The organism is Pseudomonas sp. GM49 (assembly GCF_000282355.1).
Classification (GTDB): Bacteria; Pseudomonadota; Gammaproteobacteria; order Pseudomonadales; family Pseudomonadaceae; genus Aquipseudomonas.
This window is the reverse complement of sequence record NZ_AKJL01000163.1, coordinates 40590-53402: the sequence shown is the minus strand read 5'-3', so window position 1 is coordinate 53402 and position 12813 is coordinate 40590. Positions and strand designations below refer to the sequence as shown.

The 12813-nt window shown below is 59.9% G+C and carries 12 protein-coding genes; 6 read left to right on the top strand and 6 right to left on the bottom strand.

All coding sequences use genetic code 11. From position 1 onward, the window contains the following. Nucleotides 1-52 precede the first annotated feature (52 nt). The 3 genes from PMI29_RS13760 to PMI29_RS13770 all read right to left on the bottom strand — a co-directional run bounded on the left by PMI29_RS13760 (nucleotide 53) and on the right by PMI29_RS13770 (nucleotide 3380). Nucleotides 53-997, bottom strand: coding sequence for an ornithine cyclodeaminase family protein (locus PMI29_RS13760; RefSeq protein WP_007998590.1), 945 nt, complete (start codon nucleotides 995-997; stop codon nucleotides 53-55). Nucleotides 998-1134: 137 nt separating this feature from the next. Further along, the gene (rhlB, locus tag PMI29_RS13765; RefSeq protein ID WP_007998588.1) at nucleotides 1135-2625 is read right to left on the bottom strand and encodes an ATP-dependent RNA helicase RhlB; all 1491 of its coding nucleotides are present in this window, start codon (nucleotides 2623-2625) and stop codon (nucleotides 1135-1137) included. Nucleotides 2626-2723: 98 nt separating this feature from the next. After that, nucleotides 2724-3380 (bottom strand): alpha/beta hydrolase, encoded by a 657-nt coding sequence (locus PMI29_RS13770; RefSeq protein ID WP_007998587.1) that lies wholly within the window; start codon nucleotides 3378-3380, stop codon nucleotides 2724-2726. 467 nt (nucleotides 3381-3847) lie between these two features. Here PMI29_RS13770 and PMI29_RS13775 point away from each other — a divergent pair, with 467 nt between their 5' ends. The 6 genes from PMI29_RS13775 to PMI29_RS13800 all read left to right on the top strand — a co-directional run bounded on the left by PMI29_RS13775 (nucleotide 3848) and on the right by PMI29_RS13800 (nucleotide 10222). Next, the gene (locus PMI29_RS13775; protein WP_007998584.1) at nucleotides 3848-4879 is read left to right on the top strand and encodes an amino acid ABC transporter substrate-binding protein; all 1032 of its coding nucleotides are present in this window, start codon (nucleotides 3848-3850) and stop codon (nucleotides 4877-4879) included. A gap of 65 nt (nucleotides 4880-4944) precedes the next feature. After that, on the top strand, nucleotides 4945-6126 hold the full coding sequence (locus tag PMI29_RS13780) for an amino acid ABC transporter permease (protein WP_007998582.1): 1182 nt from the start codon (nucleotides 4945-4947) through the stop codon (nucleotides 6124-6126). Nucleotides 6127-6136: 10 nt separating this feature from the next. Further along, complete coding sequence (locus PMI29_RS13785) at nucleotides 6137-7234, top strand: amino acid ABC transporter permease (protein ID WP_007998580.1); 1098 nt, start codon at nucleotides 6137-6139, stop codon at nucleotides 7232-7234. A gap of 28 nt (nucleotides 7235-7262) precedes the next feature. Continuing rightward, complete coding sequence (locus PMI29_RS13790) at nucleotides 7263-8027, top strand: amino acid ABC transporter ATP-binding protein (RefSeq protein WP_007998578.1); 765 nt, start codon at nucleotides 7263-7265, stop codon at nucleotides 8025-8027. A 244-nt stretch (nucleotides 8028-8271) separates the two neighbouring features. Then, nucleotides 8272-8931, top strand: a complete 660-nt coding sequence (locus tag PMI29_RS13795) for a FadR/GntR family transcriptional regulator (RefSeq protein ID WP_007998576.1) — start codon at nucleotides 8272-8274, stop codon at nucleotides 8929-8931. Further along, complete coding sequence (locus PMI29_RS13800) at nucleotides 8921-10222, top strand: CynX/NimT family MFS transporter (RefSeq protein ID WP_007998574.1); 1302 nt, start codon at nucleotides 8921-8923, stop codon at nucleotides 10220-10222. Before PMI29_RS13795 ends, PMI29_RS13800 begins: the two co-directional genes overlap by 11 nt. A 14-nt stretch (nucleotides 10223-10236) precedes the next feature. Here PMI29_RS13800 and PMI29_RS13805 read toward each other — a convergent pair whose 3' ends face one another. The 3 genes from PMI29_RS13805 to PMI29_RS13815 all read right to left on the bottom strand — a co-directional run bounded on the left by PMI29_RS13805 (nucleotide 10237) and on the right by PMI29_RS13815 (nucleotide 12810). Then, entirely contained in the window at nucleotides 10237-10887 is a 651-nt protein-coding gene (locus PMI29_RS13805; protein ID WP_007998572.1) for a DUF1120 domain-containing protein, read from the bottom strand. 85 nt (nucleotides 10888-10972) lie between these two features. Further along, nucleotides 10973-11581 carry a DUF1120 domain-containing protein gene (locus PMI29_RS13810; RefSeq protein WP_007998570.1) on the bottom strand — a complete coding sequence of 203 codons (609 nt, stop codon included), beginning with the start codon at nucleotides 11579-11581 and terminating at the stop codon, nucleotides 10973-10975. Nucleotides 11582-11667: 86 nt separating this feature from the next. After that, nucleotides 11668-12810, bottom strand: a complete 1143-nt coding sequence (locus tag PMI29_RS13815; RefSeq protein ID WP_007998568.1) for a DUF1120 domain-containing protein — start codon at nucleotides 12808-12810, stop codon at nucleotides 11668-11670. Nucleotides 12811-12813: the final 3 nt, after the last annotated feature.

The window sequence follows — 12813 nt, the reverse complement described above, 5'->3', positions numbered from 1 at the left end:
GGGGGCAAGCCCCCTCGCCACAAAAGCTCGCTCCCACAAGTGACTGTTGGTGTCAGTGCGTGAGGTGGTAGATCGCATTGGCCAGCGCAATGTCTTCCAGGCCCAGGCCAATCGAGCGGAAAAACACGTGGCGATCGTAATCCGGGCGCTGGACTTTTTCGCTGAGCAGGTCGGGCAGGTCGCCGACAATCGCGCTCCTGTCCCAACCGTGCTGCTCGGCGGCGATCAGCATTTCACCGGCCGAGCCCGGGGTGGTCAGGCGATAGTCGCAGTACACCTGCATGTCGTTGAGGCACTGCGGCGGCACTTCGTGGGCGCGCGGCGCGTTGGTGCTGATGGAGGTGATCAGCGCCGGTTTGCGCAAGCTCGACGGATCGATCACCGGACCGGCGGACGAAGTGCAGAGCATGATCACGTCGGCGTCCTGAACGGCGGTTTCGCGACTGTCGACGATGTTCAGGCGTGGCTCGATGTTTTTCAGCAGGCTCACGGTCTCGGCATCTTCGCTCAGGCTCGGCGAGTACAGGCAGATGCTCTGCCAGTCGCGCAGGCCTTTCACGTAATGCAGGTGCGCCTGGGCCACTTTGCCGCTGCCGATGATGGCCAGGCGATTGGCTGTTAGCGGCGCGAGGGCATCGACGGCCACCGCTGTGGTCGCAGCGGTGCGTGCCGTGGTCAGTTCGCCTGCATCGCAAAGCAGCAGCGGTTGGCCGGTTTGCATCGACATCAACAGTGTCCACGCTGTCACCAACGGTCCCTGTTCACGGACGATGTACGGCGACGTTTTGATCCCGTACACGCCGTCTTCGGCCAGCACGCCCAGGTAGTTGATGAAGTCGCCGGCGCCCTGTGGAAACTCCACCAGTTGCTGCGCCGGTTGTACGGCTTGCCCGGCGGCCAGGTCACGGAACAGTTTGCGCAGGATCTGCGGCACATCGACCTGCGCCAGTAGCTCGCGAGCCTGGGCTTGGGTAATCACTTGCGGCGTACTGGACATGATCGGCTCCGGAGCTGGAAGTAAACTAATTTGTCTATTATGGACTTTTAGTTGTCGTGAGCAAGCACCTGTTGAAAAAAGCCGGACGAAAAAAAAGCGCAGTCCGTTTCCGGCTGCGCTTGTTCTTGCAACGTCACTCAGTGCGGACGCTTGCGCTCAATCGCTCGCAACAGATGTGTCGGTGGCGTTTCACAGCTGATCTTGCGGCCCAGCAGTTCTTCGATGGACGGTAGCTGGTAGGAGTCGTCTTCACCGGCAAAGCTGATGGACACGCCGTCGGCACCGGCACGCCCGGTACGCCCGATGCGGTGCACGTAGTCGTCCGGCACTTCCGGCAGGGTGAAGTTGATCACGTGGCTGATGCCGTCGATGTGGATACCGCGACCGGCCACGTCGGTGGCGACCAGGACACGAATCTTGCCTTCGCGGAAACCTTCCAGGGTCTTGATGCGCTTGTGTTGTGGCACGTCGCCGGACAGTTGCGCGGCGTTGATGCCGTCGCGCACCAGGCGTTCTTCGATGCGTCGCACTTCATCCTTGCGGTTGGCGAAGACGATGACCCGCTCCCAACCATTGTCGTTGACCAGGTTGTAGAGCAGTTTGTATTTGTCGGCACCGGCCACCGCGTAGATGTGCTGCTCGACGTTTTCGCTGGCCACGTTCTGCGACTCGATCTCGACGATCGACGGGTCGGTGGTCCATTGCTTGGCCAGGTTCATCACATCTTCGGTGAAGGTCGCGGAGAACAGCAGCGTTTGACGCTCGGACTTCGGCGGCGTCTGGCGAATGATCTGGCGCACTTGCGGGATGAAGCCCATGTCGAGCATGCGGTCGGCTTCGTCCAGCACCATCACTTCGACCATGTCCAGATGCACGTCGCCGCGCTGGTTGAAGTCCAGCAGGCGGCCCGGCGTGGCCACGAGGATGTCGCAGTGGCGGGCTTCGAGGTGCTTGAGCTGCTTGTCGAAGTCCATGCCACCGACGAACGTCATGACGTTGAGGCCGGTGTACTTGGTCAGGTCGGCGGCGTCCTTGGCGATCTGCACCACCAGTTCGCGGGTCGGCGCGATGATCAGTGCCCGTGGCTCACCCATGTAGCGCTCTTTCGGCGGCGGGGTTTGCAGCAACTGGGTGATGATCGAGATCAGGAACGCAGCGGTCTTGCCGGTACCGGTCTGGGCGCGGCCGATGGCGTCTTTGCCCGCGAGGGTGAAGCCCAGCACCTGGGCCTGGATCGGCGTGCAATACGGGAAGCCCAGGTCCTGGATGGCGTGCATCAGTTCAGGGGCGAGTTTGAAGTCGTGGAAGCGGGTTTTGCCTTCCTGGGGTTCGACGACGAAGTCTTCGAGTTTCCATGGGATCACCGGCGCCTTGGGCTTGGGTTCGCGACGCGGTTTGGCGGGTTTCGGCGTTTCGCTGAGCGGCTGCTCCGGGGCTGTTATCGCCGCAGGCTGGGCAGCTTTTGCGGTCTTTGGCTCATGCTTGGGTGCCGCGGTGGTGGCGGCCCGTTCAGACTGATTACCGTCGGTGCGGTGGCCGGGAGCGTGAGACGCAGGGCTGGGAACTGGCGCGAGTTGCTCAGTCTCGCTTTTACCGAACATTTTCTTGAGTGCTTTGAGCACGGTCATCTCATCAATTGGTTAAGGAATGTACGCCGGCCAGTGTAATGCAAGAATCAGGCGCGGCGTAGTGGGATGGATCAAAGGGCGCTTTTAAACAGGAATGCTTAACGCAAGCGCTCGGCGAGCCATGTGCCGATGTCGCGAATTTCTTCGGGTAACACTTCGTGACCCATTGGGTACTCCTGCCATGTCACGGTGACACCACGCTGCTTCAAATGCTCGTAGGCGCTGCGTCCCATCGAGTTTTGCACCACATCGTCATATTGGCCGTGCATCGACAGTACCGGTATGCGCTGCTGGCTGGCGGACAGTTCCAGTTCATTGCCGAAGGTTGGTGCATAAGTAGAAAGGGCAACGATGCCACCCAGTGGTCCCTGCCATTTCAGAAACGCGGTGTGGAACACCACGGCACCGCCCTGGGAAAAACCTGCCAGGAAAATCCGCGAGGCGTCTATTCCGCTGGCGCGCTGCGTTTCAACCAGTTCGATAATCCAGTTGGCCGACTCTTCGAGTTGTTCGCGATTGATCGCGCGCGCCGGGCTCATGGCCAATATGTCGTACCAGCTCGGCATCTCGTAACCGCCATTGATGGTCACGGCGCGGCTCGGTGCCTGGGGCAAAACGAAGCGGGTGCTCAGCAGGCTTTCCTGAAGCGCTTCGGCCACCGGCAAGAAGTCATAGCGGTCGGCGCCCAGGCCATGCAGCCAGATGACGCAGGCGTCTGCGGTCTTGACAGGTTCAAGAATCAGGGGGTTGGTCATGGCTGCTCCAATGTTGTGCGTGCGCGCTCATTAAGTGCGTGATCCAAGTGCGCGTCGGGTTGATCCGTTAAGAAGATGTCGCAAGGGTACAAGTTTTGCTATTGACCTGCTGCTGAACCGCTTTAGTAGGCGGTGTGGTACGGGCTTTGCTATGGAGAAACGGTGCAACACATCTCATGCCCGGCGGTAACACTATCAGTGTACTGCCGACTGTGGGATAGCAATGAATCCGGTGATGGATGTTCGCCAAGGGCCGCTACGGGGCTTCGCGAACGTGAAAGGGCTACCGCCCGTTCGGCCGACTGGTGAGAGTGAGTTTTCCATGACGTGGATTTTCTCCTACTAGACTCATAGCTAACGTCTTACGTCGGTTGACCCCAAAACAAGCCAACACGGGTCGACTACGCCTCAAAAGGGTGCGACAGGACTCACGCTCCGACACAACAAGAGCAAAACTGGAGGTTTGAATGAAGATGTTGAAATCCACCCTGGCTATCGTGACTGCAGCCGCGGTACTCGGTGTCAGCGGGTTTGCCCAGGCGGGCGCAACCCTGGATGCAGTGATGAAGAAAGGTTTCGTGCAGTGTGGCGTCAGCGATGGTCTGCCAGGCTTCTCGGTTCCGGATTCCACCGGCAAGATCGTAGGTATCGATGCTGACTATTGCCGTGCTGTAGCGTCTGCGGTCTTCGGCGACGCGACCAAGGTCAAGTTCAGCCAGTTGAACGCCAAGGAGCGCTTCACCGCGCTGCAATCCGGCGAAATCGACATTCTGTCGCGCAACACCACCATGACCAGCTCCCGCGACGCGGGCATGGGCCTGAAATTCCCGGGCTTCATCACTTACTACGACGGCATCGGCTTCCTGGTAAACAACAAGCTGGGCGTGAAAAGCGCTAAAGAGCTGGACGGCGCGACCATCTGCATCCAGGCCGGTACCACTACCGAGCTGAACGTTTCCGACTACTTCCGCGGCAACGGCCTGAAATACACCCCGATCACCTTCGACACCTCCGACGAGAGCGCCAAGTCGCTGGAATCCGGTCGTTGCGACGTACTGACCTCCGACAAATCCCAGCTGTTCGCCCAGCGCAGCAAGCTGGCTTCGCCGAAGGACTACGTGGTTCTGCCGGAAACCATTTCCAAGGAACCTCTGGGCCCGGTCGTGCGTAATGGCGACGACGAGTGGCTGGCCATCGTGCGCTGGACTGGCTACGCCATGCTCAACGCTGAAGAAGCCGGCATCACTTCGAAGAACGTCGAAGCCGAAGCCAAGGGCACCAAGAACCCTGACGTTGCCCGTCTGCTCGGCACTGACGGTGAATACGGCAAAGACCTGAAAGTGAAGAAAGACTGGGTCGTGCAGATCGTCAAACAAGTCGGCAACTACGGCGAAGTGTTCGAGAAAAACCTCGGCAAGAGCACTCCGCTGGAAATCGACCGCGGGCTGAACGCTCTGTGGAACGCTGGCGGCATTCAATACGCACCACCAGTGCGCTGATGGTTCTATCACCCGGTGGGCCAACCGCCGGGTGATGTTCTGTTCCATTATTTCCGGGGCACTTCATGCAAAATTCAATCGGCGCACCAAAGCAGAGGCTCAGCCTCAGCGATCCACGCGTGCGTGCTTGGGTATTCCAGATCATCACGATTATCGGGGTGGTCTCGTTAGGCTGGTTTCTGTTCGACAACACGCAAACCAACCTTCAGCACCGGGGCATTACCTCCGGTTTCGACTTTCTTGAGCGCAGTGCCGGTTTCGGTATCGCCCAGCACCTGATCGACTACACCGAAGCGGACACTTACGCCCGGGTGTTTGTCATCGGCCTGCTCAATACCTTGCTGGTGACCTTCATCGGCGTGATCCTGGCGACGATCCTGGGGTTCATCGTCGGTGTGGCACGACTGTCGAAGAACTGGATCATTGCCAAGCTGGCGACGGTGTACGTGGAAGTCTTCCGCAACATCCCGCCGCTGCTGCAGATCCTGTTCTGGTACTTCGCGGTGTTCCTGACCATGCCGGGGCCGCGCAACAGCCATAATTTCGGCGATACCTTCTTCGTCAGCAGCCGTGGCCTGAACATGCCGGCGGCGTTGATGGCGGACGGCTTCTGGCCGTTTGTAGTCAGCATCGTGGTGGCGATCGTTGCCATCGTGCTGATGAGCCGCTGGGCCACCAAGCGCTTCGAAGAAACCGGTGTGCCGTTCCACAAGTTCTGGGTCGGCCTGGCGCTGTTCCTGGTGATCCCGGCCTTGTGCGCGCTGATCTTCGGTGCACCGCTGCATTGGGAAATGCCGAAGCTGCAAGGCTTCAACTTCATCGGCGGCTGGGTACTGATCCCGGAACTGCTGGCGCTGACACTGGCCCTGACCGTTTACACCGCGGCGTTCATCGCCGAGATCGTGCGTTCGGGCATCAAGTCTGTCAGCCATGGCCAGACCGAGGCGGCGCATTCCCTTGGCCTGCGCAACGGTCCGACCCTGCGCAAGGTGATCATCCCGCAAGCCCTGCGCGTGATCATTCCACCGCTGACCAGCCAATACCTGAACCTGGCGAAGAACTCCTCGCTGGCGGCCGGTATCGGGTATCCGGAAATGGTCTCGCTGTTCGCCGGCACCGTGCTCAACCAGACCGGTCAGGCGATCGAGGTGATTGCCATCACCATGAGTGTGTACCTGGCGATCAGTATCAGCATTTCCCTGCTGATGAACTGGTACAACAAGCGCATTGCGCTGATCGAGCGGTAAGGAATAGCGCATGAGTACTCATACTTTCAAACCTGACATGCCTCCACCGGGCCGCAGCATCGGTGTGGTGGCGTGGATGCGCGCGAACATGTTCTCCAGCTGGCTCAACACCCTGCTGACCCTGTTTGCGTTCTACCTCATCTACCTGGTGGTACCGCCGATCCTGCAGTGGGCCATCCTCGACGCCAACTGGGTGGGCACGACCCGCGCCGACTGCACCAAGGACGGAGCTTGCTGGGTGTTCATCCAGCAGCGTTTTGGCCAGTTCATGTACGGGTACTACCCGCCGGAACTGCGCTGGCGCGTGGACATGACCGTGTGGCTGGCGATCGTCGGCGTGGCACCGTTGTTCATCTCGCGCTTTCACCATAAAGCGGTACACGGGCTGGGCTTCCTGGTGTTGTACCCGATCATTGCCTACTTCCTGTTGCATGGCGGCATTTTCGGCCTGACCAACGTGGCGACCAGCCAGTGGGGCGGCCTGATGCTGACCCTGGTTATCGCCACCGTCGGCATTGCCGGTGCGCTGCCGCTGGGGATTGTCCTGGCCCTGGGCCGTCGTTCGAACCTGCCGGCGATTCGGGTGGTCTGCGTGACCTTCATCGAGTTCTGGCGCGGCGTGCCGTTGATTACGGTGCTGTTCATGTCCTCGGTGATGCTGCCGTTGTTCCTGCCTGAAGGCATGAACTTCGACAAGCTGCTGCGGGCACTGATCGGTGTGATCCTGTTCCAGTCGGCCTACGTGGCTGAAGTGGTGCGCGGTGGCCTGCAAGCGATTCCCAAAGGTCAGTACGAAGCGGCGTCAGCGATGGGGCTGGGCTACTGGCGCAGCATGGGCCTGGTGATTCTGCCGCAAGCCCTGAAGCTGGTGATCCCCGGCATCGTTAACACCTTCATCGCGCTGTTCAAGGACACGAGCCTTGTGATCATCATCGGCCTGTTCGACCTGCTCAACAGTGTCAAGCAAGCCGCCGCTGACCCGAAATGGCTGGGCATGGCCACTGAAGGCTATGTGTTCGCCGCCCTGGTGTTCTGGATTTTCTGTTTTGGTATGTCGCGCTATTCCATGCATCTGGAACGCAAGCTCGACACTGGCCACAAGCGCTAAGTCGCTACCTAATTTAGGAAGTTTTGTGATGAGCGAAGCAATCAAACAACCTGTGAGCCCTGAAGGCATTATTCAGATGCAGGGCGTGAACAAGTGGTACGGCCAGTTTCACGTACTCAAGGACATCAACCTCAACGTCAGGCAGGGCGAGCGAATCGTGCTGTGCGGCCCTTCGGGTTCCGGCAAGTCCACCACTATCCGCTGCCTCAACCGTCTGGAAGAACACCAGCAGGGCCGCATCGTGGTCGACGGCGTGGAACTGACCAACGACCTCAAGCAGATCGAGGCGATCCGTCGTGAAGTCGGCATGGTGTTCCAGCACTTCAACCTGTTCCCGCACCTGACCATTTTGCAGAACTGCACGCTGGCGCCGATGTGGGTGCGCAAGATGCCCAAGCGCAAGGCCGAGGAAATTGCCATGCATTACCTGGAACGCGTACGCATTCCGGAGCAGGCGCATAAGTTCCCGGGGCAACTGTCCGGCGGTCAGCAACAGCGTGTGGCGATCGCCCGCGCGCTGTGCATGAAGCCGAAAATCATGCTGTTCGACGAACCGACGTCGGCACTCGACCCGGAGATGGTGAAAGAGGTACTGGACACCATGATCGGCCTGGCCGAAGACGGCATGACCATGCTCTGCGTGACCCACGAAATGGGCTTCGCCCGCACCGTGGCCAACCGCGTGATCTTCATGGACAAGGGCGAAATCGTCGAGCAGGCCGCGCCGAACGACTTCTTCGACCACCCGCAGAACGAACGCACCAAGCTGTTCCTGAGTCAGATCCTGCATTGATCGAATCCAGGCAGTGAAATAAACCCGGACATGTTCCGGGTTTTTTTTGCCTGTAGGAGCGAGCTTGCTCCGGACGGCGTTCCGACGATGGACGTCAACGATAACGCTGGGTGCCTGATACCCCGCGGCGTTCTCGATTCCATCGCGAGCAAGCTCGCTCCTACAGGGGGCTGTTGCCGTTCTGGAATATGTTGACTAACATGTCAGAAAATTCATCCTATGATTGGATGAAAGGGCGAATTCCATGTCAGAAATTTCTCCATTAGTGAAACGATCCCTGGTCGATCAGGCTCTGGACCAACTGCGCTTGCGCATCAACCAAGGCGTGTGGGTCGTGGGCCAGCGTTTACCCACCGAGCCTGAGTTGTCCGCCGAGCTGGGCATCAGCCGCAACACCGTGCGCGAAGCCATGCGGGTGTTGGCGTTTTCCGGGCTGATCGAGATCCGTCAGGGCGACGGCAGTTACTTGCGGGCGGTGGTCGATCCGCTCGATACCTTGAAGGCGCTGTCCCGTTGCTCCCTCGAGCAGGCCCGGGAAACCCGGCGCATCCTCGAAGTCGAGGCCATCGGGCTGGCAGCCATGCGCCGCACCGATGAAGACCTGGTGGCGTTGCGCGAGGCGCTGGGTGTCAGTGGCAGTCACTACCATGGCGATCTCGATACCTACATCGCCTGCGATCTGGTGTTCCACCGCCGGCTGGTGGACGCCGCGCACAACCCGACACTCAGCGAGTTGTATCGCTATTTCTCCAGCATCGTCGGCGCGCAGTTGCGCCAGACCCTGAACATCGTCCCGCGCCGCCAGGAAGTGTTCGACCTGCACATCGAGTTGCTCGATGCCGTCGAACAACGCGACCCGGAGCGTGCCAAAGCCCTGTCGAGGCAGTTGATCAATGAACCGTGAAACCGAGAACAGCCTGACCACCCATCACCTTTCACTGTCCAAACGCACGGCGGAGCTTGAAGAGCTGTTGATCGACGCCGAGGCCGATGATGAACAGGTCCAGCAAACTCACCCGGTCCTGCGCCGTCCATGGCTGTTGCTGCTGGGACTGATTCTGGTGGCTTTGAACCTGCGCCCGGCGCTGTCGAGCATGGCGCCGATGCTCAGCGAGGTCTCGAAGTCCCTTGGTTTGTCGGCATCGCAGGCCGGTTTGCTGACGACGTTGCCGGTGTTGTGTCTTGGCCTGTTTGCGCCGTTGGCGCCGGTACTGGCCCGCCGCTTTGGTGCCGAGCGGGTGGTGTTGAGCATTCTGCTGACACTCGCTGGCGGGATCATCCTGCGCAGTTCGTTCGGTGAGATCGGCCTGTTTGCCGGCAGTGTGCTGGCCGGTGCCAGCATCGGCGTGATCGGTGTGTTGCTGCCAGGCATCGTCAAACGTGATTTCCCGAAACAGGCCGGAACCATGACCGGCGTCTACACCATGGCTCTATGCCTGGGCGCGGCGATGGCGGCGGGTGCAACGGTGCCGCTCAGCGAGCATTTCGACAAGAGCTGGGCGCTGGGTCTCGGTATCTGGGTTATTCCGGCATTAGTGGCGGCGCTGTTCTGGCTGCCGCAAGTCGGCCAAAAACACGGCGCGCACAACGTCGCCTATCGCGTTCGGGGATTGCTGCGCGATCCGCTGGCCTGGCAGGTGACCTTGTACATGGGGCTGCAATCGTCCCTGGCCTACATCGTGTTCGGCTGGTTGCCGTCGATTCTGATCGGGCGCGGTCTGACACCGACCCAGGCCGGGCTGGTGTTGTCGGGGTCGGTGATCGTGCAACTGGTCAGCTCCCTCGCCGCGCCATGGCTGGCTACACGCGGCAAGGATCAGCGCCTGGCGATTGTGATCGTGATGGCACTGACCCTCGGCGGTCTGTTCGGTTGCCTGTATGCACCGATCGAAGGCTTGTGGGGCTGGGCAATTGTGCTGGGGCTGGGGCAGGGCGCCACCTTCAGCCTGGCGTTGACCCTGATTGTGCTGCGCTCGCGGGATTCCCATGTGGCGGCGAACCTGTCGAGCATGGCCCAGGGTTTTGGTTACACCCTGGCGTCCATGGGGCCGTTCGCGGTCGGTATCGTGCATGACTGGACCGGCGGCTGGACAGCCGTGGGCTGGATCTTCGGCGTCATCGGCCTGGGGGCGATCATCGCCGGTCTCGGGGCCGGGCGGGCGCTGTATGTGCAGGTCAGCAGTGAGAAAACTTAAATGCAATGGAGCGTCTACAAATAGACAACCTCCAGAGTCGCCGAGCCATCGAGTGTTGCATCGTCAGTCAGGTCGAGCGTTGAGGTGGGTGCAATGACCGTGACAAGCGTGACCCGACTGCTCAGGTTCTGAATCGCGACAGGACCTGCGGTGCTGCCCGCCACATCAGTGAAGCCCAGATAGCCTTTGGCGCCGATCGGTATGGGGTTGGACCTGGAGGTGCTCCACGCCCGCCCCCCAGTGGTGGAGTCGGTTCGATACACTTGAGCCAGTGCGTCCACTACGGTTCTGGCGGGATCGAAGTTCAGTGAATACAGACCGATCTTGTTGCCGCTGCGGTCGAACTTCAGGCCGTAAAAGATCTCACTGTTGACGATGGCCGAGCCTTCCCGGTTGTCGCGCATGATCAAGGCGAAACGGGCAGGTGCCGTGCAGCTGATGTTGAGGTCGAGGGATTTGTCACGCAGTTGTGTCCGATTATCGACGCTCAGGTCCTGCCGGGAGATTTTTCCGTAGTCGACAAGACCGTTGTTGGAGAAAGTCGGGGTGCAGGCGACCGGAGTGATGATGCCGTTGACTGTCAGGCCTTCGGTAGACGCCGCAAGGGCGCAAGTCGCCGCGCTCACCAGCAACACTGCTGCCAGGGTTGTAGGGATACGCTTCATCGGTAAATTCCTTTTCGAGAAGAAGGTATGGGTGCTGAACCGTTCGTTCATTCAGGCAACGAACGGTTCAGCGCCTTGGCTCTAATTAGTAAACAATTTCGAACGTCGCGGAGCCATCAATGTTGACATCGTTGGTCAGGTCCAGCTCGCGGGTGGCGGCAATATATGTCTCAACCTTAAAGTCCATGGTGACAACCTGTGCTTCGATCGGATCGGTATCGCCAGTATTGGCAACGGACAGCCAATATCCCGGTTGAGCAGAGTCCGCTTTCGCCCATGTGGTTCCGCTGTCGTTTGATTCGATAGGGTCAGCCGCGGATGCATCGGCTGTGGCTCGCAGAATTTCTGGGTAAAAGAATCCCAGCTTTTTCCCGTCATCGGTCAGGCCAAGGCCAAACCAACCATCAAGTGCCGTACCGGGATTATTGTCGATTGGATTGATGGAGAATGTAGCAGCTGCATTGCAGTTCACGGTCAAAGTAAGCGGATGACTGCCAACCAGAGTGTTCTCCTCCTCATTGAGGTCTCCTGACGAGATCCTGCCGAGATCAATGACACCGCCGCCAGAGAAGGTCGGCGTGCAAGCGACAGGCGTGATGAGGCCTCTGACCGTCAGGGTATCGTCCAACGCGAAGGCCTGAGGGGCGGTGCTGATCACGGCTGTTGTAGCAAGTGCTGCGAGGTACTTTTTCATGGATGAAACTTCCTTTCTTTCGTTGTTGACCTTGAATGGCCAGGTGCGCTTGAGTGCGCCTCGGTTGCAACAAGGCAGGGTGGGTGTTACGGATAAAGAATTTCGATGGTCCCTGAGCCGTCGAGGTGAACGGCGGTGCTCAGGTCCAGGCTCACGGTGGGGGCAATGACGGCATCGACCGTAACCGTGGTTGTGAGGTTCTGGATCGAGGCCGGCCCAGCGGTGCTGGCGGCGCTGTCGGTAAAGCCCAGGTAGCTTTTCTGGGCGATCGGTATGGGGTTCGAACTGGAGGTGCTCCAGGCCACGCCCAGGGTGGTGGAGTCGGTTCGATACACGCGGGCAAAGCTGTCGGCGCTGGCGTTGGCGGGATTGACGTTGAGTGAATACAGGCCGATTTTGTTGCTGCGGTGATCCAGACCCAGCCCGTAGTAAATCTCGCTGTCGGCCGTCGCCGAGCCTGAGCGGTTGTCATGCATGACCAGGGCAAACTGTGTCGGGGCGTCGCAACCAACCCGCAGGGTTAAATCCCTGGGCGGCAGTCGGGTGCTTTTGTCGGGGTTGAGGTCGTTTTTCGATAGCCGGCCGAAATCCACCAGACCGCCATTGGACAGTTCCACGTTGCATGCGGCAGGCGCGAAACTGGCGCGCAGGGTTATCTCCCTTGAGCGTCCCGTAGCGACCGCATCCAACAGGCCGGTGGTTTCCCAGACAACGGCGTCACGTACCTGCAACGCTTTTTCCTGCGCCCAGGCTGACAGTTCCAGTTGCGCCGAAAGATTTTGCCCTTGCACCGCGACACCGCCCCGAACCGGAACGATGGCCTGCCGAGGTCGCCAAAGCAGACTCGAAGCGGTTTCGTCAGGTACCTGGCCGACGGCGGAAATCAGGCCCAGACTCACAGGTTGCCCATCGAGTACGGCGTCACCCATACGCACCGCATAGCTGCCGCGTTCGGCAAAGCGAAAGCGCTCGGCGGTCGCGGCCATGGCGCGGTAGAACAGGGTCATGTCGGTGGGTTGGGTGCAGCTCAGGTTCAGGCTCAAGCGGCGCTCGCCCAAGGTTCGCTCTGCTGAGGCATCGGCGCGTATGGCCCGATTCGTCAAACCGTAATCGACTACCGGCTGACTCAGGGTGAGCTGGCATTCATCGGCGAACGCCCAGGCCTGAGGCGTCAGTGCGCTCAACATCAGCATGGCGAGTGTTAACAACAAATGGGGGCGCTGCTTCATAAG

Coding starts and splice junctions, on each gene's coding strand:
- PMI29_RS13775 (WP_007998584.1), top strand. CDS start 3,848: ATGAAGATGTTGAAATCCACCCTGGCTATCGTGACTGCAGCCGCGGTA.
- PMI29_RS13760 (WP_007998590.1), bottom strand. CDS start 997: ATGTCCAGTACGCCGCAAGTGATTACCCAAGCCCAGGCTCGCGAGCTA.
- PMI29_RS13805 (WP_007998572.1), bottom strand. CDS start 10,887: ATGAAGCGTATCCCTACAACCCTGGCAGCAGTGTTGCTGGTGAGCGCG.
- PMI29_RS13810 (WP_007998570.1), bottom strand. CDS start 11,581: ATGAAAAAGTACCTCGCAGCACTTGCTACAACAGCCGTGATCAGCACC.
- PMI29_RS13800 (WP_007998574.1), top strand. CDS start 8,921: ATGAACCGTGAAACCGAGAACAGCCTGACCACCCATCACCTTTCACTG.
- PMI29_RS13785 (WP_007998580.1), top strand. CDS start 6,137: ATGAGTACTCATACTTTCAAACCTGACATGCCTCCACCGGGCCGCAGC.
- PMI29_RS13790 (WP_007998578.1), top strand. CDS start 7,263: ATGAGCGAAGCAATCAAACAACCTGTGAGCCCTGAAGGCATTATTCAG.
- PMI29_RS13795 (WP_007998576.1), top strand. CDS start 8,272: ATGTCAGAAATTTCTCCATTAGTGAAACGATCCCTGGTCGATCAGGCT.
- PMI29_RS13815 (WP_007998568.1), bottom strand. CDS start 12,810: ATGAAGCAGCGCCCCCATTTGTTGTTAACACTCGCCATGCTGATGTTG.
- rhlB (WP_007998588.1), bottom strand. CDS start 2,625: ATGACCGTGCTCAAAGCACTCAAGAAAATGTTCGGTAAAAGCGAGACT.
- PMI29_RS13780 (WP_007998582.1), top strand. CDS start 4,945: ATGCAAAATTCAATCGGCGCACCAAAGCAGAGGCTCAGCCTCAGCGAT.
- PMI29_RS13770 (WP_007998587.1), bottom strand. CDS start 3,380: ATGACCAACCCCCTGATTCTTGAACCTGTCAAGACCGCAGACGCCTGC.